Origin of the sequence: Desulfosporosinus fructosivorans, assembly GCF_004766045.1 — a bacterium.
GTDB lineage: Bacteria > Bacillota > Desulfitobacteriia > Desulfitobacteriales > Desulfitobacteriaceae > Desulfosporosinus > Desulfosporosinus fructosivorans.
Genome location: NZ_SPQQ01000001.1, coordinates 550919 through 571454 on the forward strand (window position 1 = coordinate 550919; position 20536 = coordinate 571454).

General features: G+C 43.8%; 17 protein-coding genes, 3 tRNA genes and 1 other RNA gene. 15 read left to right on the forward strand and 6 right to left on the reverse strand.

The genetic code is table 11. The features are described from left to right. The 3 genes from E4K67_RS02660 to E4K67_RS02670 all read right to left on the reverse strand — a co-directional run bounded on the left by E4K67_RS02660 (position 1) and on the right by E4K67_RS02670 (position 3019). On the reverse strand, positions 1-1362 hold the full coding sequence (locus E4K67_RS02660; protein ID WP_206752176.1) for a sensor histidine kinase: 1362 nt from the start codon (positions 1360-1362) through the stop codon (positions 1-3). 188 nt (positions 1363-1550) lie between these two features. Then, positions 1551-2249, reverse strand: a complete 699-nt coding sequence (locus E4K67_RS02665; protein ID WP_135544841.1) for a response regulator transcription factor — start codon at positions 2247-2249, stop codon at positions 1551-1553. Positions 2250-2341: 92 nt separating this feature from the next. Further along, entirely contained in the window at positions 2342-3019 is a 678-nt protein-coding gene (locus E4K67_RS02670; RefSeq protein WP_135544842.1) for a hypothetical protein, read from the reverse strand. A gap of 428 nt (positions 3020-3447) precedes the next feature. Here E4K67_RS02670 and E4K67_RS02675 point away from each other — a divergent pair, with 428 nt between their 5' ends. The 5 genes from E4K67_RS02675 to E4K67_RS02695 all read left to right on the forward strand — a co-directional run bounded on the left by E4K67_RS02675 (position 3448) and on the right by E4K67_RS02695 (position 8581). Beyond that, positions 3448-4059, forward strand: a complete 612-nt coding sequence (locus E4K67_RS02675) for a TetR/AcrR family transcriptional regulator (protein WP_158408383.1) — start codon at positions 3448-3450, stop codon at positions 4057-4059. Then, on the forward strand, positions 4046-5248 hold the full coding sequence (locus tag E4K67_RS02680; protein WP_135544844.1) for an HlyD family secretion protein: 1203 nt from the start codon (positions 4046-4048) through the stop codon (positions 5246-5248). Before E4K67_RS02675 ends, E4K67_RS02680 begins: the two co-directional genes overlap by 14 nt. A 2-nt stretch (positions 5249-5250) precedes the next feature. Next, the gene (locus tag E4K67_RS02685; RefSeq protein ID WP_135544845.1) at positions 5251-6813 is read left to right on the forward strand and encodes a DHA2 family efflux MFS transporter permease subunit; all 1563 of its coding nucleotides are present in this window, start codon (positions 5251-5253) and stop codon (positions 6811-6813) included. A 53-nt stretch (positions 6814-6866) separates the two neighbouring features. Continuing rightward, positions 6867-7283 (forward strand): universal stress protein, encoded by a 417-nt coding sequence (locus tag E4K67_RS02690; protein WP_135544846.1) that lies wholly within the window; start codon positions 6867-6869, stop codon positions 7281-7283. A gap of 305 nt (positions 7284-7588) precedes the next feature. Further along, positions 7589-8581, forward strand: a complete 993-nt coding sequence (locus tag E4K67_RS02695) for a deoxyguanosinetriphosphate triphosphohydrolase (RefSeq protein WP_420841520.1) — start codon at positions 7589-7591, stop codon at positions 8579-8581. Between the two features lie 448 nt (positions 8582-9029). Here the strand turns inward: E4K67_RS02695 and E4K67_RS02700 are convergent, their stop codons facing one another. Then, on the reverse strand, positions 9030-9623 hold the full coding sequence (locus E4K67_RS02700) for a GerMN domain-containing protein (protein ID WP_135544847.1): 594 nt from the start codon (positions 9621-9623) through the stop codon (positions 9030-9032). 318 nt (positions 9624-9941) lie between these two features. Between E4K67_RS02700 and dnaG the strand changes: the two genes are divergently transcribed. From dnaG to rnpB, 9 genes are all read left to right on the forward strand, one after another. After that, positions 9942-11825, forward strand: a complete 1884-nt coding sequence (dnaG, locus tag E4K67_RS02705; RefSeq protein WP_135545167.1) for a DNA primase — start codon at positions 9942-9944, stop codon at positions 11823-11825. Continuing rightward, complete coding sequence (rpoD, locus tag E4K67_RS02710; RefSeq protein ID WP_135544848.1) at positions 11815-13002, forward strand: RNA polymerase sigma factor RpoD; 1188 nt, start codon at positions 11815-11817, stop codon at positions 13000-13002. The genes dnaG and rpoD overlap by 11 nt, the downstream gene beginning before the upstream one ends. Before the next feature lie 156 nt (positions 13003-13158). Continuing rightward, positions 13159-13233, forward strand: a tRNA-Asn gene (locus tag E4K67_RS02715). A gap of 21 nt (positions 13234-13254) precedes the next feature. Beyond that, positions 13255-13329 (forward strand) — tRNA-Ile (locus E4K67_RS02720). Positions 13330-13459: 130 nt separating this feature from the next. Further along, positions 13460-13534 (forward strand) — tRNA-Val (locus E4K67_RS02725). 246 nt (positions 13535-13780) lie between these two features. Further along, on the forward strand, positions 13781-14578 hold the full coding sequence (locus tag E4K67_RS02730) for a tRNA (adenine(22)-N(1))-methyltransferase (protein WP_135544849.1): 798 nt from the start codon (positions 13781-13783) through the stop codon (positions 14576-14578). Further along, positions 14569-15417 carry a Nif3-like dinuclear metal center hexameric protein gene (locus E4K67_RS02735; protein ID WP_135544850.1) on the forward strand — a complete coding sequence of 283 codons (849 nt, stop codon included), beginning with the start codon at positions 14569-14571 and terminating at the stop codon, positions 15415-15417. The genes E4K67_RS02730 and E4K67_RS02735 overlap by 10 nt, the downstream gene beginning before the upstream one ends. A 293-nt stretch (positions 15418-15710) precedes the next feature. Further along, positions 15711-15866 carry a hypothetical protein gene (locus E4K67_RS29630; RefSeq protein ID WP_158408384.1) on the forward strand — a complete coding sequence of 52 codons (156 nt, stop codon included), beginning with the start codon at positions 15711-15713 and terminating at the stop codon, positions 15864-15866. A 55-nt stretch (positions 15867-15921) separates the two neighbouring features. Then, positions 15922-16297: RNase P RNA component class A (gene rnpB, locus E4K67_RS02740), an RNA gene on the forward strand. 384 nt (positions 16298-16681) lie between these two features. Here rnpB and E4K67_RS02745 read toward each other — a convergent pair. After that, entirely contained in the window at positions 16682-18079 is a 1398-nt protein-coding gene (locus tag E4K67_RS02745; RefSeq protein ID WP_135544851.1) for an SLC13 family permease, read from the reverse strand. 466 nt (positions 18080-18545) lie between these two features. Beyond that, a complete protein-coding gene (locus E4K67_RS02750) occupies positions 18546-19463 on the reverse strand; it encodes a LysR family transcriptional regulator (protein WP_135544852.1) in 918 nt (305 codons plus the stop codon). Positions 19464-19655: 192 nt separating this feature from the next. On the opposite strand from E4K67_RS02750, the gene E4K67_RS02755 reads away from it, so the two are divergent. Continuing rightward, positions 19656-20501, forward strand: coding sequence for a glutaredoxin family protein (locus E4K67_RS02755; RefSeq protein WP_135544853.1), 846 nt, complete (start codon positions 19656-19658; stop codon positions 20499-20501). The last annotated feature ends 35 nt before the right edge of the window (positions 20502-20536 follow it).

A 20536-nucleotide genomic window follows, 5' to 3' on the forward strand; every position in this document is an offset into this window, starting at 1 on the left:
CTACATTGGAGATGGGGGGGCGGAAAGGGGCGAACACAGCTTAATGTAAAAGGCTACACCTTCTTCCCCGTTATCCACTTCATTACTAGCCCATATTTTGGCTCCGTGAAATTCTGTGATCTGCTTAACTATAGCCAATCCCAGCCCGAACTCACCATCCTGGCCGATTTGGTACGGCTCAAACAGTGAGTCAATCAATTCATTTTCAATACTATTTCCATCGTTCCAGATACGTAACAGAACCTTCTCTGTTGTATCCGCTAGTGCATCCAGCGACAAGACAATCCGTTTTACGGCATAGCGTATCTGGTTATCAAGCAGGTTGTCAATAGCTACTCCCCACTGTTCACGGTCGCCCGTGGTACAGAAAGACACTAATTTTACAGTCCATATTAATTCTGGCCGACGACATTGAAACCTCTCCAAGCGCTGTTCCAGTAATTCAGTCAGGTTAAACGATTCCCGTTTTTGCTCCTTTGTTGACAAATAATTAAGCTTGGTCAAATATAGCAGGTCGCGAATACGTTTTTCCAGTCGCTCCGCCTCGCCATTGATAACTAGAATGCTTTCGTCTAGCGTTCCTTTTGGATAGATGCCATCCAGCATCGACTGGGCATAGCTACGGATAACCATCACCGGAGTTTTCAATTCATGTGAAATGTTCTGAAGAAAAGACTGCTGAGTCTTATCCTGTTTAACCAGACGTTGGCGCATGTTTTCAAACGCACGGCCTAGCTTGCCGATCTCGTCACGCCGATCCAGAACAAACGGCTCGAACCAATCACGCTCGGCTATGCGAGCTGCCTGAGTCTCCATCAAGACAAGTGGCCTGGAGATATAGCGTGCTAGAAATAAAGAAACAGGCCAACTTAGCAGTAATGAGATCAGCATTAGCAACAACAATCGCCAGAACAAGGACATTGCAAGGTTATTGGGGTAATTACCCCAGGCAAAGGATACAATATAGCGCGGTTGCTGCATAATTTCATCTTTACGAATCACATAAAAAAGAGTCTTGTCGTCAATTTGGTGGGAGTACTGAAGAACATTTACCTGTTGTTTTTGGGCATCTTCTTGCACGGCTTGGAGGAATTTATCGGGCAGCGGTAGAGACGAAGATAGAGGAATAGCATCTGAGATAACGATATGCCCTACATCGGGCATTTTTAGTACACCCGGGACACCTTTTATGTTCATCCCCAAGAAATCAGATGTCGGCTTTGTCTGGCGAGGAACCTCCAAAATAATTGTTTGTTCAGGCGACACAAAGGCTCCGATCGCAGGGACAGGTTCTTCTGCCAGAATATTGACAGAGCCCTCCTGCATCGTGAGCACCTTGGAATATAGTAATGCATCAGGCAAAGCGGAAGCAGCCCCCGTTTTGGCGCTTACTATCGAGAGGTTCTTTTGAGAATCCTGCAAAATGTCGTAGGTCTGCTGGGTGAAGAAGCTCTGCAGTGTCCAAGGCAGAAAAATCGCCACCAGGCCACAAACACTCAGTGTGATACCTGTGCATACCAGCCAGATCTGTACTACTAATGGACGATTTTTCATGATCTTACCAGCCTATACCCGTACCCATAGATCGTCTCCAACCGTAAGTCCGGCAATTTTTTGCGTAGTCGGCGCATTAAGTCATCAACCACCCGATCGGTTCCAAAATAATCCGCCCCCCACACTTTTTGGAGCACTTGTTCACGACTCATTGACTGCCCCTGATGTTTGACCAGGCAAATCATGAGGTCAAATTCCTTGGCGGTCAGCTCGACAGGTTCGTTACCATCAAGGATAAGCCTCGCCTGTTCCTCTATTTTGTAAGAGGCTATGTGAATAAAAGGTTTAGCCGTAGGGTCGAGAGCTGTTTGAGGATAGACTCTTTCCAGTACTCGACGCGCCCGAATCACCAATTCCCGTGGCAGAAAAGGTTTAGCCATATAGTCGTCACTGCCCATTTCCAGCCCGACGATCTTGTCAATATCAGCATCACGAGCGGAAATAAAGATAACCGGGAGCTGAGGAGAATCCGCCTTGATCTCCCGAATCAAGCGATACCCATCAATTCCCGGGAGCGTTATGTCCAGGATCCAGAGGTGAGGTCGCTCTAGAATGGCTGCTTGGGCAACTTGTCCGTCGAAAAAGGAGCGTACCTGCCAGCCCTCCTCTAGCAGGTACGAAGAAAGCACCTTGTTGAGATTGTCTTCATCTTCCACAAGAAATATTCGATATTCCACTATACCCTCTCCCACCATTTAGATAGTACAAGAAAGGGTGTGACTTTATAGCACACCCTTTCGTCTTTTAGCAAAGTGAAGACCGCTTGAATCCATCGATAACCTACTTGTTATTCCTTCGTATCCGATTTAAGTTGTTCACTAAATTCCGCCATCTGCTGGGTCATCTTCTGGTAATCGGCTAGGACCCTCGGAAGCACCTCTTTAAATGCACTCGCACTGTTAGAAGCCACAGCCTGCTCGAAATCTGCCTTCAATTGTATTGCTGCTGTCATCTCAGCTTCCATCTTATCTTGAGTCTCCTGATCCATGGGAACCGCTTTTATGAATTTTCCCTCGCCAGGCTCAGTTAAGGTCGTCCCGTCCGGAAGTTTGATCATGATCGTCTTGCTTGGCCCAGCGAAGGCGTCGTCCATGTCTTGAGTAATATCTATTTGTTCGGCATGCCCGATTTGATAGCTAACACCCGAAACAGCTTCAACTTTATCCGGTTTTGGCATTGTCGCTGCTACTTTATTTCGCTCAGCAAACGCCGCCTGCCAATCACCTAGGCTCTCTGGAAGATACTCATTTACGAGGTAGGTTAAGTACTTCTGTTGGTGAACGTCAGAGTTAAGATATTCTCCATGATTCATTATGTGTTGCACTCCGACAAGCTTGGGTATAGTTAATCCTACTTCCCCGTTTACAAGATCGCTTGCCTTCGCCTGAAGAGATGCACCCGAAATACTTAAGCCCACCACCATAACAAAGGCGCTTGCGGCAATCAACTTTGACAACTTATTCAACTTGACCACTCCTTTAAGTCTTTTCAGTCAGGCCTCCCTGCTGTAGCTTCTACTTTAAAGGAGCAATGCCGCACAAATATCACAACATTATGGGAAATTGTCAAATACTTTGATGCTTTTTTCTTTCGGTAGCTTTATTATAACACTCCGACCTCTCTAATAAAAAGAATACTCATTAAGGATTAGTAAATATAGGTGCAGAATAGAGAATGGGTATTGTCCCTTAGTGATTTTAAGAGACAATACCCATTCTCTATTTTATTTATCGGATGATACATGCGGATAATTGGCTTAAACTCTCCTTAGAAATCTCGTTGATGAGAAAAATCGTATAAATCTTGGAAAATAATCATTGACGGAATCATGAACGGCATTCATAATTATAAATAGCAGAGAATTTGATGAACTAAAGTATAGGAAGTGATGAGTTGAGAGTCAGGCAAAAACGAGAACGGGAATCTAGGCGGGAAAGTATTATTGTGGCTACCCAGCAACTTCTAAACGAGAAGACATTTGAGTCAATTACCATGGATGATATAGCCCTGAAATCTGATTTTGCTAAAGCATCTATTTATCAGTATTTCAAAAACAAGGATGAATTAATGTCTGAAGTTTTTTCAAAGTCCTTGGAGATGCAATGCTATCTGATCGAAGATAAATGTATATCGCAAAGGGATCCTGTCCAAGCGATGAGGAACTATATATTGCTTGAATTTGACTTTATTCACCTAAATCCATGGATGCCGAAGGTCTCGGCAACTATTCCATTTATCGGCTTTAATGCAGAAAACCGTTTAATCGAACTATACAATAAGAAGAAAATTCTCATTACAAGTATCATCGAACGAGGCCAAATCGAAGGATCATTTATTGTGTCCGATCTAGTTGTTTTGACCAATATGATTCTCGGTGTAAGTGCAGGATTTGCGAATTACTTAGCTACTCATATATCTGCTGATTTACAAAGTCCAGTAATCGAAATACTTGTCTCAACAATTATTAAAGGAATGACTAGGGGGAGCAGTAATGAATCCAATTGAAGTTAATAATCCTATCGAGAATTCAAAGAAAAAACCGATATCCAAGATCGTTAGGATTGGTATCTTGATATTAGCCATAATTGCGGTGGCTATTCTAGGTGCTCGCTGGTATATTCAGCTAAGTACCACGGTCACAACGGATAATGCGAAAGTGTCTGCAGATTTGGTTAGTATCAGTGCTGAGGTTGCTGGTAAGCTTACCGAGGTCTATGTTCGAGAAGGGGACAGTGTGAAAGTAGGGCAGCTGTTGGCTAAGGTAGATGATTCCCAATATCTTATTAACCTGCAGCAGGCCAAAGGAGCCCTAGATCTGGCCAACGCCAACTACGTTAAACTCCCTGATGACATCAAGTCAGCCAACGCCAATATCCAAAAGGCTCAAACCGCAGTTGTGGCAGCAACTGCCCAAGTTCAGTCAGCTCAAGCTCAGTGTGAATCAACCCAAGCTCAGTATAATTCGGCCCAGATAACCCTGGCAGATGCTGAGCGGCAGCTAACTAATACCAAAGCTCTCTTCGAAGCGGCTTCGGTGGCACAAGAGAGTTTATATACGGCCCAGTCCAGTTTCGATAAGGCTCAGGCCGGTTTGACTGTGGCCCAGGCTGCTTCAGACGCAGCGCAGGCCGGCTTAATTTCTGCCCAAGCCAGTTTACAATCAAGCGAGGCGGGGGTGAGCGACGCCCAAGCCAAGTTGAACGCTTTGAACGGTTCACAGGCCAATATTTATAAAAGCCAGATTGAGTCGGCGCAGGCAGCTTATAATAATGCCGAACTGGCTTTAGCGCATACAACGATAAAAGCCCCCATTAATGGAAGCTTAGTAAAACTTGGGGCCTTAAAAGGGCAAAACGTTAGCGTTGGCACCTCAATATGTACCATCGTCGAGCCTGAGCAGGTCTGGGTATTAGCCAACATAGAAGAAAAAAAAGTAGAGCGGATACATACTGGAGATCAGGTTAACATTGTCGTCGATGCCTACCCTAATACTGTTTTCAACGGTCAGGTTGAAGAAATCTCTGGAGCTACTCAGTCAAGTTTTTCGATCTTACCAACCGAGAACGCATCCGGCAACTATACGAAAGTGGCCCAGCGCATATCTATAAAAATAGGCGTTAGCCAGCAGGATGACAAGCTCAAGCCAGGTATGTCTGCTGGAGTTACCATTAAGACCAATTCAGCGGGGAAATAACAATGAATAATGTTGAATTACAGGAAAAAGTTAACTGGCCAGCAATCAGTGTTATAATAATGGGAACCTTTTTACAAGCCCTAACCGGGAATATCGTTAATGTGGCGATACCCAAACTAACGGCTGTCTTAGGTACGAATGCCAACGACATTACGTGGATACTCACAGCCTACATGATGACTCAGGGAATCGTAATCGCCCTGGCAGGGTATTTAGGGGATAAATTTGGCTATAAAAAAACCTTTGTTTTTGCTCTAATCCTGTTTACTTCAGGTTCGTTCTTATGTGGCTCATCAGTGGGTTTTAGTATGATGGTTATAAGCAGGGTGCTGCAGGGGATCGGAGCGGGGATCATTATGCCTTTAGGCATGGCGATTTGTTTCAGAATTACCCCCATCTCCAAAATTGGCATGGTGCTTGGAGTATGGGGGATCGCCGGAATGGCAACCATGGCTATTGGGCCCTCTTTGGGAGGGTATATTATTGAGGTAGCTAGCTGGCGAATGCTTTTTTATATAAATGTACCGATTGGTTTGATAGCCGTCTTTATGGGAATTGCATGGCTGCCGGAAATGGAGAAAAAAGCAACCTCGACATTAGATACGATAGGTATTGCAACCATCTGCATTGGTTTGTTTTGTCTAATATTTGCCTTAAGCAAGGGCAATCAGATGGGTTGGGGAGATCCCGTGATTGTCATAATGTTGTTAGTTGGAATTGTTAGCCTGTTGGTGATGGTAGTTCACGAACTTCGATGCCCAGAACCGGTTCTCGATATACGATTGTTTAAAAACAAGCTTTTCACCTTGTCTACTATTGCTTCTTCTGTCATTCAAGTGGCTATGGTAGTGGTAGTGTATCTATTTCCTGTTTTTATGCAAAGCGTACTCGGGCAGACCGCAATGCAAACCGGCTTGGTCTTGCTGCCGCCTGCGTTGGTCACGGCCATATGTATGCCTATCAGCGGTAAGCTATTCGATAAGTATGGGGCTCGGAACCTGGTCCTTATCGGCATGGTAATTATGGCTGGTTCATCTTACGCCATGAAGGACTTTAACGGGTCTACATCGTTTACCACCATGATGTTTTGGTTATCGATTCGCGGAATAGGAATAGGGCTGGCGTTATCACCGGCCATTAATGCTGGGATGGTAAGTCTTCCGAAAGAGTCTACTGGTACCGGTTCTTCCCTAGGAAATGTCATACGGAGTGTGATAAGCACTTTTGGAATTACTCTCATCACGAATTTTATGCAATCGCGTAATGCCTTCCATTATGCTAATTTAGCACAGAATGTAGTTTTGGATAAACCGGACAGTTTGAATATGCTATCAGCTTTGCAGGGGATAGGGTTAAATGCTGGTCTGGGGGCACAAGGAGGGCAGATCCTAAGTATGTCTGTGCTATACAAGTATGTAGCCCAGCAATCAATGGTGATGGCTATATCCGACTGTTTCATTATAGGTGCTGTGTTGTGCGGTGTGGCATTTATAATAGCTTTATTCTTGCATGATGAAAAGAAAACTAAGGTTGCCACCAGTAGTCCTGAGCTCGCGGAAATTTAGATAAAATTCTCCAAAGAGTTTGCTGGTAAATAGGGAAAGGAGAGGATCGACGAATGTTTAAGAAAATCATGGTCGCAACTGATGGGTCTGTCCTGGCGGATAAAGCCCTAAAAACTGCTGTAGAGCAGGCCAAGGTAGAAGAGGCAGTTCTCACCATCTTAAACGTGATTCCAGTGACAGATATGGGATCAGCGGAGATGATCGGCTTATCCCGTGCCGAAGCTACAAAGATGAAATATCCTTTTTTACAGAAGGCTCAGGATTATGCTGCCAACAATGGCGTGGAAGCCAAAACTTTAACCTTAAGTGGGCATCCAGGGCCGGTTATTGTAGACTATCTTAATAGTCATCCCCATGACTTGGTGGTTCTTGGACATAGGGGATTGTCCAATATCCAGGCTTTACTTATGGGGAGCGTAGCCTTTAAGGTAGCCAACCTAGCTCCTTGTGCTGTACTCATTGTTAAATAATAACAATGAGTTTTGAGGTACAAAGAATGTCCGAAAGAGGAACGATTAAGAATCGGTATAATATTCCATGCTAAAAGGCAAGGGCCAACGTTTATGCGCTGCGCTCTTGCCTTTAGCATGGAATATTCCGAGGGTATAACCTTACATTTATATACTTCTGAAAGTACAAGTGTGGCTAAGCCTATTTCCGGTGCCTGAAGGCTTGGCACTAGTTAAGTTTTCGTTATGCAGTGGCATCCCTACACGTAAATGTCTGGGCAGTATGTTAGAATAAAGTAGAAATGAATCGCTCGGAGGGGATTATGATGAGTGTGGGTCAAAAAATTCGTGAGCGTACTGAGAAGGAAGAAGAAGAACGCCTTTCACGATATGCTACTAAAAGTAGGGATGCTAGGCGCGAGCGATTGGAAGAAGAGTGCCCGATCCGTACAAAATTTCAACGAGACCGTGATAGGATTTTGCACAGTAAACCGTTTCGCCGTCTTAAACATAAGACACAGGTTTATATTGCCCCTTCAGGGGATCATTACCGAACTCGTATGACGCATAGTTTGGAAGTTTCCCAAATATGTCGCACGATTGCTCGGGGGCTACAATTGAATGAGGATCTCATCGAAGCGATTGCTTTAGGACATGATGTGGGTCATACTCCCTTTGGACATGTGGGAGAGGAGGCCTTACGGCACATCATCACACACTTTGAACATAATGAGCAGTCAATACGTATTTTAAAGGTCCTAGCCCGTGAGGGCCAGGGATTAAATCTCACAGAGTCTGTTCTCGATGGGATTTTACATCACACTGGTGAAATCATCCCAATAACACTCGAGGGACAGATCGTGAAAACAGGAGATCGGATTGCCTATCTTTGTCATGATTATGATGATGCCCTGCGAGCGGGTTTGCTTATCCAAAGTGACTTGCCTAAAAAGGTTAAGCAGACGCTTGGAGAAAAGCCAAGCGATATGATTACGACGATGGTGGTTGACATGATTGAGGCCTCTGTGGAGAGAAGTGGCATTTACCAGTCGCCCAAGGTCCAAGGAGCAATGCAGGAATTCCGGCAATTCATGTTTGACAGGGTTTACAACAGCTCAACCTTACGCGAGGAGCGTCGTAAAGGGCAATACATTATTCAGGCCCTTTTTGAGTATTATTATAAAGATACCTCTAAACTCCCCGAGAGTTTTTTGACATGGGCAGGCGGGGACGAAACTCAAGCAGTCGTCGACTATATATCAGGGCTGACGGATAATTACGCCATTGATTTGTTTGGAAGATTGTTTATCCCGCGCTAGGGAGGGTCCGCAAGACACGTTCTTCGACCATGCATTAGTTTGAGTAGGGTTTGCCGTGATGCAAGAGCACCAGCGGAACCTGAGTGAGAGTTCCGGCCAAAGGAATGGAAGTGATATGATACTTCCTCTACTGGGTAGCTTGGGGATTAGCGTGGCACTGTCTGCGTTTGTTGACGCAGAGACGTTTGCGTATTATACATGCATATATCTACCGACATATGGTTGAGTAAGAAAACTCAACACCCAGTAAAATCTTAGCTCGAACCTTTAGGATAAGTTAATGAGATAAAGGTGGTTGAGAGCCTAAACTCTCAACCACCTTTATCTCATGTTATTTTGACGTAAGCCTCACGCCGTATACCCAAGCAATGGAACATCAGTTGGCTTGGGTATGCAAGTCCGAGAACCGTCCCCGAACTTGCACTTGACCGTGCTAAGACACGACTCTCTATTTAGCAATTAAGCTTTCATTTCTCTTAAGCGGAGTACTGGTATCTAAGTTCCCGAGTATCCCATCAAGCTTTTTCCCATCCAAGAGAAATTGCACACTGGTGATGCTCGGAAGAGTGGTTAACGTATTTATGATACTATACATTGTCATTTGTTCACCAGCAGAACCTCCGCCAAAGTTCTTTTTGAAGTCTGAGGAGAGATCAATAGTGGCTACGCCGTCTTTGCTAACTGTCGCACCGAGTAAAGTAGTCCCTATAGGAAGTGGTTTTTCCAATCCATTAGGGGGAGTTGCCAGTTCTGTAAACATCGCTTTGATCGTTTCTTGATTCTTGACGATCACTGTTCTCTCCGTGGCAATTAGTCCACTAGCATCGGCGTTGGGAAAGTAGAGGGTTAACTTTACGGAATCTTGGGTCTCTGTGGGGGTGACTGAGGTAGGAGGAGTTTGAGAATTTTCGGGGGATTTAGTAGTAGTATCACCGGGTTTGTCGGTGGATGTTTTGGTCGAAGTACATCCTGTCAGAAAGATTCCAACAAGTAGCATTGTTATGATCGTAAAAAAAAGAGTTTTTAATGTATGTCTGGACATAATATATCCACCTTCCTCATAGGGTACTATATTTGTATCAATCTGTTCTTTTCAGAATGATACTAATGCTGTTTATATATTAACACGATTTTCAAGTAGGGGAAAGGGTTTAATTGGTAATGTGAACGCATCAGCTACTTTGGATAAATAAATGTCGAAGAAAGGAGGGATTATCATGTAAAAAGGAGAATAAAATAGTTTCTGGAAAAATATTTGAATCCTTTATAAAAGTAATTATGAAGAAGAAGACAAAAAAAGAGGATTCCGTGAATTTTCGGCGAAGAATTGTATGAGCGAAGGGTTGACAAAGTAAATAAAATGTGGGTAAACACCGAAGGGCGTAAGAACGTGGAAAATAGGATTCATGACGAGTTAATTCCGGAAGCGACTATTGACGAAGTGCGTTCGCGAGCCGATATCGTTGAGGTTATATCTGAATACGTCAGCTTGCAGCGTAAGGGGAAAAACTATTGGGGCCTTTGTCCTTTCCATTCGGAAAAGACACCAAGTTTTACTGTGACCCCTGAAAAACAAATGTTTTATTGTTTTGGCTGTAATGTTGGAGGAAACATTTTTTCTTTTGTCATGAAGAAAGAAAATTGGTCTTTTGTTGAAAGCGTTAAAAATTTGGCAAGTCGATACGGTGTGTCTCTTCCTGAAAAGGAACTATCTCCTCGTGAACGGGAAGACAACCGACTACGCCGACGTTTTGAAGAAATTAACGAATGGGCAGCAAGCTACTTTCATGATGTGCTATTGAGATTACCTTTAGGAGAACCTGGACGGGTCTACTTTGCTCAGCGCGGGGTTGACCAAGATACTATGAAGAGTTTTCGGTTAGGGTATGCGCCAGACCGCTGGGATGGATTATTGAGTTACATGCAGGAACGAGGTGTTCGGCCTCAAGAATTAGCTGAGGCCGGCCTAGCTGTCGAAAAGGAGACGCAAAACAAAGAGGGGCAACAATATTACGATCGTTTTCGAAACCGCGTCCTATTTAGTATACTTGACCGGCGCAAACAGCCAATCGCCTTTGGTGGCCGAGTGTTGGATAATTCACTTCCTAAGTATTTGAATTCTCCGGAGAATGCTTTCTTTAATAAGGGGCATCACCTCTATGGAATGCATCGAGCGCATCAAGGTATTCGTGAAGAAGGCTATGCTCTGTTGGTCGAGGGTTATATGGATGTCATTGCTTTACAAAATGCTGGGTTTCCAAATGCGGTAGCGTCCTTGGGAACAGCGTTAACAAAGGATCAGGCAAAGCTTTTGAGACGGTACACTTTACGAGTCGTTCTGCTCTATGATTCTGATGGGGCAGGAATACAGGCTGCATTTCGAGGGGGAGAAATCCTGCGTGACGCTGGGGTTCGGGTGGACGTCTTAACCTTAACTGGGGCCAAGGATCCAGATGAGTTCTTGAAAAGTTACGGTGTGGAAGAATTTAACAAAGCTCTGAGCAAGGTTTTGACCTTTGTAGAGTTTAAGTATCGAACATTAGTTCGCGAAAAGCCACCCGGGAACATTCCAGAAAAGGCAGAACTCGTGATTAAACTTGCGCCAGACATCTTGAAAGTTACCAGCCCAGTGGAACGGGAAGGGTATGAACGCTTTTTGAGTTTGGAACTCGGCCTTACATTAGAGGCTGTACAACGCGAGATTGCGAGCCAGGAAGCAAAAAAACCGAAAAAAGAGCGCCTAGAGGAATATTCTCAACAAAATCAGGTTAGTTCTATAAAAAGTAGAGATAATATTACTGATGCCATTATAAGTAAGGACAATAGTGCCCCCCCTCTACCGACTGTATATTTAGGGGCATATCGAGCAGAGCTCTTGCTTCTGCGCATGCTTTTAGAAGATCTTGCACACTTGCCTAAAATCAAGGCAATGCTAGGAGGATCTTTTTGGAAAGTCCCTGTACATCAGAAAATATTTAATTATCTCGATCAGGATGGTGTATTGCCGGCACACTGTGATGAAACAGTTCAAAGCCGATTGGCAAGTTTGCTCCTGGAAGAGTTAGATATATCCCAAACTGAGCGCCTTTTAGAGGATTGCATCAAGGAAATTCTTTCGACTCAGGCTGAGGAAAGAGTGGAAGATCTCCAAGAGCGTATGGCGATTTTAGAAAAATCCGGTGACATGGCAGGTGCCATGGCTCTGTTGAAAGAGATAGGAGAGCGGTTAAAACGTGGCGAATAGTAAGGTTAAAGACTCGCAAAAGAATGATCTGAGGGAAGGTGGGGGTCAGATGAACGAACAGCAAAAAATGGATAGCGTCCAAGCCCTCATTCAGAAAGGTAAAAAGAAAGGATCCATAACATTCCGAGAGATTATGGATGCTCTCCAAGGGATTGATCTTTCCGCGGATCAAATTGACGATGTCTACCAACAATTTGGCCGTATGGGAATAGATGTGGTGCCTGAACCTGGTGAAGTTGACCTGGAGATTTTAAAAAAGGTCAAGGATGACGAGGAGGATATCGCAGAGGAGTCGGAAGACGATGAAGAGGTAGAAGCGGAGGTTGACCTTAGCGTCCCTGAAGGCGTGGGGATTGATGATCCGGTCCGCATGTATCTCAAAGAAATTGGACGAGTCCCTTTGCTTTCCGCCGAGGAAGAAATACAATTGGCGAAACGAATGGAAGAAGGCGACGAGGAAGCGAAGCGCCGACTAGCGGAAGCGAATTTGCGACTCGTAGTCAGTATCGCGAAACGATATGTTGGACGGGGGATGCTTTTCCTTGATCTGATTCAAGAGGGTAACTTGGGACTGATTAAGGCAGTCGAAAAATTTGACTATATCAAAGGATTTAAATTTAGCACGTATGCCACTTGGTGGATTCGTCAAGCCATTACTCGTGCTATTGCTGACCAGGCTCGGACGATCCGAATTCCAGTGCATATGGTAGAAACGATCAACAAGTTGATCCGCGTTTCACGGCAACTCTTGCAGGAATTGGGGAGGGAACCCGCTCCTGAAGAAATCGCCAAAGTGATGGATATCCCTGTTGAACGGGTACGGGAAATCATGAAGATTGCTCAAGAACCTGTTTCGCTTGAGACCCCCATCGGGGAAGAAGAAGACTCCCATTTGGGAGACTTTATCCCTGACGAAGATGCTCCAGCGCCAGCGGAGGCTGCTTCATTCATCCTCTTAAAAGAGCAGTTGGAAGAAGTTCTAGAAACGTTAACCCCCCGGGAAGAAAAAGTGCTGAGGTTGCGCTTTGGACTGGATGATGGACGGACCCGGACATTGGAAGAAGTTGGCCAAGAATTTGGAGTTACTCGAGAACGAATTCGGCAGATTGAAGCCAAAGCTTTACGGAAATTGCGCCATCCAAGCCGAAGTAAAAAACTGAAAGACTACTTGGAATAAACCCAGAAGGCGAAGTTCGATGTTCGAAAATCGAACTTCGGGTGTGCCGTTAATTCTCCGGATATTGAAGGTCGTTCGGGGTGCGAATTAATTAAATTTCAGATTATACTTGACTATGAGCCCTGAATTACGTATAATAACCCGTGCAAAGGACATTCCTCGATAGCTCAATGGTGGAGCAACCGGCTGTTAACCGGTAGGTTGTAGGTTCGAGTCCTACTCGGGGAGCCATTTTCCTTTGATACTAAATACGGGCCCATAGCTCAGCGGTAGAGCCCCCCGCTCATAACGGGTTGGTCCTTGGTTCGAATCCAAGTGGGCCCACCATTTCATAGGTCAAGTGGTCAGAAACCAGAGGCCAGAGACGAGAAAAGGTGGGTATTCCTTAGGGAATACAACAAGTCTGAAGTTAGTGGCCAGAAGCCAAAGTATTATACATACTCGAACATTGAAACAGGGGCGATTAGCTCAGCGGTAGAGCGCATCCTTCACACGGATGAGGCCACTGGTTCGAGACCAGTATCGCCCACCAATAAAGTGAGACTTGATCGCTCACCTAAGATGTAGATAATGGACTGTAGCAACTTGCTGGGTCCATTTTGTGTTTCCAAAATATGTTGAGGTTCCATTGATAGAGTTTTTTGGACATAATAGTGAATAAGGTATTACTTATTAGGGAACGTGAACTTGTTAACTCTAACTAAAGTTGAACATTGAGACTACGGAGTACTACTCCCACTTGTAGAAGTGGGAGTCTCACGATTGGATGAGGTGAACTATGTCTTTATCAGTTACAATAGGTCCCCGCCTGCAAATGGTCGCTTCGTTTGTCCCAAATGGTGCAAATCTTGGGGACATAGGGACGGATCATGCTTATTTACCGATAGCCCTTTTTGAGACTCAGAGAATTTCAAAAGCAGTTGCCATTGACGTTCATGAAGGTCCGTATCAATCGGCCTTAGCGGCCGTCAAAGCTCGGCACCTAGAAACAGTCATAGATGTGCGGTTTGGGGATGGGCTAATGCCCCTTAAGAAGGAGGAAGTCAATGTCTTGACGCTTGCCGGAATGGGTGGAAGGACCATGCTAGATATCCTCGCTGCTCGACCGGATGTTTTAGAGTCAGTGCACGACCTTATCTTGCAACCTCAAGGGTCTGAGAGCGCGCTCCGTTTGGCATTGTTAAAGGAGGGGTGGCGGCTGAAAACGGAAAGGTTAGTTGAGGAAGACGGCCGAATCTATGTCGTTATGGCATACTCTAAGGACGATGGCTGGAACAGCGCCGAACTTCAAAGATTTGAACACAAGTGGAGTGAACGTTTACACACCGTCTTTGAAAACGAGGGTATCTCAGCTCCGGAATTTCAACGCCTTGTACAGAAGCTGGTTTGGCATTTTGGGCCGCTAGTCTTGGAAGAACGGACGGACCACTTGAACCAATATATGAGCGAATACTGGAGTATGCTTACAAAGCGAATGGAGCAAATGAAAAAGTCAAACAACACTGAGATTATGGTCAAAATCAGAGAGGTATCTGAGGAATTGGCGTTGTTGGAGGGATTGCGGAGATGGCAGTAACAACAGAATTAGTGGCTCAGGTCATAGAAAAAATAGCGCCCAAATCATGGGCTGAGGTGTGGGATAACGTCGGGTTGCTTGTCGGGTGCGGATCTACCCCTATCGAGCGTATCCTAATCACCTTAGATGGAACGCTGGAGGTCGTCGAAGAAGCAAAAGCCTATGGTGCGCAGCTTATCGTGGCGCATCACCCGATAATTTTTCGACCCCTGAAAAATTTAAGAGCAGATAACGCCGCAGCTCAGGTCCCTCTTCGACTTTTGCAACATCAGATTGGCTATTACGCAGCCCATACGAATTTAGACCAGTCCATTTTTTCTTCGAGCCGAGCACTTGCTGGGGTCCTTGGGTTAACAAAAATAAAAATCCTGGAAGAATCAGTGTCTGATCTCAATCCTTTGCTTGATCTTGGAGAGAAGCGAGGGTATGGGGTGAGTGGGTACCTACCGAGGCCAGAAAAGTTAGGAGAGGTCTGGAAACGCTTTTTGGGTCTCTTAAGTCAGTCAGGATTGTATGCACATCCCTATGATTTGGCAGGAGTTCGCTTAGCTGGATCGTTAGAGAAGACTGTGCGAAAAGTGGTAATCGTCAATGGGAGCGGAGCTAGCTTTGTACCGAAAGCGTTGTTTAAAGGCGCGGATCTTTTTATTACGGGTGACGTTGACCATCATGCTGTCCTAGACGCCCTTGAAGGTGGAATGGCTGTCGGGGATCTCGGGCATTTCCTGAGTGAGGCCCCCATGCTTCAAGCACTTTATGACTATCTTAGCGCTGAGAAAGCCCTGCAGGGTGTCGAAATTAAGGTGAGTTCAATCAATTGCTCGCCTTGGAATTCATAAGGTTGATTAAGGGCGAACGAAACTTTCTCATCAGATAGTGAGTTAGCTCGCTCGCCCTTTATCTCTATGTATGTGTCTATAAATTCCGCATATGGGAGGTATAGAAAGATAGAATAAGGGTACTTTGTGAAAGTAAATATTACCACTTGACATAGATTGAAGGATATTGTACTATTAAGTTCAAGCAATAGTCTGAAAATAGATTCTTTTCACGGAAGTGCATAAAGCCTATTTAGAAGAATTATCATCCTTGATTTGCTTAGAACCAATTAAGAAAGGAGTCCGATGCGATTATGTTTATGAATCGAATAGAAGTTCTACAAAAAGAACGAGAGAAGGTCTTAGTAAATTTAGCGGAAAATAAAGGTAACCGAGCGAAATGGTTAACCGCGCTAATGGACATTGACGATGAGATGGAACAAATGACAGAGATTAAGCAGAAAAACTAATTAGGTAAAACTCTCCATTTGACCAAAGCTGATTTTTCTAGTAAGATAGCGTAGCGAAGCCAATCAGATGATCGCGGAGGTAAGGACCGAAAGGTCGCCTCTGAGGAAAGTCCGAGCTCCACAGGGCGAGGTGCTGGGTAACACCCAGTGGGGGGAACCCCAAGGATAGTGCAACAGAGAGATACCGCCTGGTCCTCAGCGTGCTGAAGACTAGGTAAGGGTGGAAAGGCGAGGTAAGAGCTCACCGGCAGCCAGGTGACTGGCTGGCCATGTAAACCCCACCTGGAGCAAGACTGAATAGGGGAACTATGAACGGCCCGTTTTTGTTCCCGGGTAAGGTCGCTAGAGGCCGTCGGTAACGGCGGTTCGAGATAGATGATCATCACCTCCATACGGAGGGACAGAACTCGGCTTATAGATTGACTTCGCATTATATTCTGGGTTATCAGAAACAATGGGCCTATTTACTATACAAACCCTTCGGCTCAAATGACATCGTTTAACCGCATATTAATTAATCTAGAATACGTGACAAGAGGCAACTGTGAGGTTGCCTCTTGTTATTAGGGTAAATCCCATTACTTGAGGTTATAGGAACGCTCCTAGGCTCTTTAGCCATTAAATTGTTGAGGTTAAACTCCGTAATGTTAATTTGTCCCCAATATTCGCTGTGATAGTACGTAGCGGATACTTCTTTTTTTGATTTTAGGCCTCCGGCGATTTCTTTGGCAGTGGCGCCTCGAAGGGTCACCGGTTTCTATAAATTGTGACTGGTAAAATTAGTGTTATGTCACTGGGGGACTCTTTGACTGTAGCTACATCATTAAGAACCCAATCAGTCTCCAGAATGGAATGAGTATCACGAACACAAAAACTATAGTTAGTAAGGTTTTCATTGCTTGGAACTTGACAAAGTCTGACAACTTAACAATCCCAAAAGAGAAGAAGATCAAATATAGGACATATTCATAGGGCAAGATAATCGCGTCGATTGCTATTTGGATGAACATATACCAAGCAGCGGGGTTAATGCCAAAGCTCATAGCAATTTCAGTAAGCGGTAAGGTGAATGCCGACATAATTGCCAACGGAGTCATTAAAAAGTTTAAAGAAAAGATCATTGAATAGACAACCCCAAAAATGAACATAACCCCTTTACCAGCGAGCATCGGAAGCATGACAGTGGCTACAACTTTTCCTAAGCCTAAGACTCCAGCAGTTGTTCCAATACCCATACAAGCGGCTGTAAATATTGCCATTCCATAATTGACATTTTTTATGTCTTCATTGGTGGCTACGTTGAATCCGGGGAAGTAGAGCAACATCGGGAAAACTACAAAACCCCAGCCCGCTTCTATCTTATGGTATTGAGTGGTTAAGAGGAAAACAAAAAGCATACCACACATAATGAGAACTTTTTTCTCATCAAAAGACATTTTCCCTAATTTTACTAATTCATCTTTGAAATATTCTTTAGCATTGATAGGTACAGCGGGTTTAAACATTTTGGTGATGACCCAAAACATAAATGCGTAGAAAACAATAGAAATACTATTGTACATAAGGTACTGAATCCAGGTTAAATCGACTTGACCGGCTACACCTTTGCCTAGTCCTGTAAGCAAACCCCAGTTCGCGTTGAAGATGAACCATCCGGGAAGGAGCGAGGAAATGGCAGCAGCCATGGTGATGCCAGCTGTTTCTTTGCCGATTTCAAGTTCTAAGGCTTTACAAAGACCATAAGCTAAAGCTGCCAAAGGGAAAACAGTATTTCCGGGAATTAAGAGAAAGAGCGCTACCCCGGCTAAAGATAATCCCCAAATAATGCCGTTATAACTTGCCCCGGTCAGCAAAATTGAGTTATAGGCAATTCGTTTGAGCAGGTTGGTGCGTTCCATAACATTGGCCAGAAATAGTCCGCCAATGATAAACCATGGAATGTAGAGTGACCATGGGGCAAAAACAGCTGCAGCAGGTGCTTTTGCTAAAACTACATAGCCAATCGGTAATAAGATTGAAATCGCAGTCTGATTTATATTACCAAAAATAAAGGTTAGAATTGCAAAAAGTGTAATTGTTAAATACATTCTAATTTGGGGGGTAAACAGTTCATTGGTCGGAATAAGCAGAATTGCTAGTGGCAGAAGAAATGTCATTAGCATAATCACTGAATTTTTCATACTCATAGGTTGTTTTACTGTTTGAACTGACATGCATTAACCTCCTACATTTATAGAATTGTGTATTGCTATAATCAGGATGCTCCTCCCTTCCCGCGTTGAATAAAATGAACTTTTCCTTTAGATTGTGAAGGTTATTTTAAGCACATTGTAGATTGTCTAAAGTCTTAAGACCAACAACGTTTTATTGAGCTAGGTATCAAGTATTTATTGTAGTAATAATTGTTATTTAGATATTAGAAATACGATCCAACCTGTCGTGAACGGCGTAACATTAGACGCGCCATCGCAATAAGCGTTCTTGATGAGGCGCAAAGAGAGTAGGGAATTTGGCCTAATAGCTAATTCCCTACTCTCTTTATATTTGTTAGTAGACGCTGATAGTGGTTTACAAAGATTACTTGTGACAAGACACATGGAATCTTTGTTTGTGATAATTATTGCAAATAAATATACTTTGAGATAGAAATCTGTCAATCATGAAACGTTGGTCGGGGAGTTACAATGACAGCTTAGTCATTATATAGGTTTTATAAATCTCAAGAAAATCTAGGCCTGCCGATGATACAGGTTGTTGCGTAGAAATAAGGTACCCGAAATCTAGGTTAAGACTATCTTTAATTGGTATCGCGACCATTGATTTTTCGCGAAATAGGCTAAAATCCGTGAGTGTCGTAATACCAATGGCTTTACTGTGGATTATTGTCCTCAAATAGATTTCTCGACTGTTCGTTTTCACAATGATATTTAGTTTACTCAAGTCGCCAAACATGTGAGTAAGGATTTCTAAATAGGGTTCATGCTTGTAGACCACAATAGGGTGATCCTTTATCTCAGATTTCTTGAATATTATTCTCTTAGATAAGGGAGATGATTTAGCCACACAAACCATGAATTCGAAACCACGTATTTTTTCAAAAAGAACGTTGCTGTTTTTGAGGTGTTCATAGTCATAAAAATCCGGTAAATTAACAAGTCCTATATCAGTACACCCTTCAGTAAGCTTGGTTACAATCTCATTAGGTTTTTGTTCTTCGATGCAAATGTTGATATTGGGGTGCTTTTTCCGAAATAGATCTAAGATCTGAGGTAGGTAATTGCTCATGTAAGGAGTCGCTCCAAGGGTTAATTTATCGTTTGAATTTGAATTGTCAGCATTGAAATAGGGCTCCATACTACGCAGTAATACCTCGTATTTAGTTATAACCTCTTTTGCTTTTTCTACGGCGAGGATACCTGCATCCGTCAGAGCTACTCCCTGACGACAGCGTCGAAACAAAGAAACATTTAAGTCTGCCTCGAGCTTTTGAATAGCTTGACTTAAGCCCTGCTGAGAGATGAAGAGATGCTCTGAAGAAAGTGTAATAGATTTTGTTTTAGCTATATCAACTAAATAATAGAGATGCTCTATACGCATGGTTAAACACCTTCCTCTATTTACATTGTCGAGCTTTATGTATCAAAAGTTCTAGTTGTACACCATATTATAACTCTAATTGTAGAACAAATTATATAGTGCATATATAGTGCAGGCAATAAATACTAAAAGACCACTTGAGGATTACTAAGTTTAAGCAGTAAGAGCTTTTATGGAAAAGAAGGCGGATTTATGAGTTGCGTACTCTTTACGGCTACTGGGTGTACTCGCTGTAAGATTGTGAAAAGTTTCATGGTTAACAAAGGCATTCCATTTGAAGAGAAGGACATGAAAACAGACGGCAAGGAAGACTTCAAGAAGTTTTACTCAGCTAATCGAGGCCTTATAACGCGGGGCAAAGATGGAGTGGAATTTCCGATTCTTACGGATGGGGAAGTGATTCGCCAGGGAATTGGGGCCTCGATTGCTTATCTCAGTGCTGGGAAAAGGTTAGATGGATTCTTTTGTGTCGGGACTCTTCACAAGGAGTGGGTAGATGGGATTCACCCTTGTTCCGGAAATCCTGAAAATGCTGCTGAGCTTCTTGAAGTGCTGCGATTTTTGAAAAAGAATGCGATGAAGTTGCAGGTTGAGACGACTGGCATAAATAGTGATATTCTCAAACATATCCTCGAAGAGGGGCTGGCTGATAAGGTCGTCATGAATGTTGTGGGACCGACGGTACTTTATAGTAAGATCTTAAGAAAGCCACTGGTTGAGAGTGATATCCTAAAAAGTATCCCATTAGTAGCTCAGTTTCCATGCTATCAATTTCAGACCACAATTGCTCCAATCATTCGTCAAGAAGGTGATGTTTCCGAGATCAGTTATCTGACCCCGGCGGAAATTGGTGAAACTGCTAAGCTTATAGAAGAGGGAACGGGAAGCAAGAATAATCCCTATCTAATTCGAATGTTTAGACCAGCAGAAGCAAAGGACGAGCGTTTAAAGTCGATAGAACCCCTTGTTTCGCTCTTTCCCTACAGGACCGCAGCGAGAGCTTATCAGGTGTTAACTGAGATAGAAAAGCTTTATTAAAAAGAAGTGATTTGTGATTGCGGATTTCGTAAAGG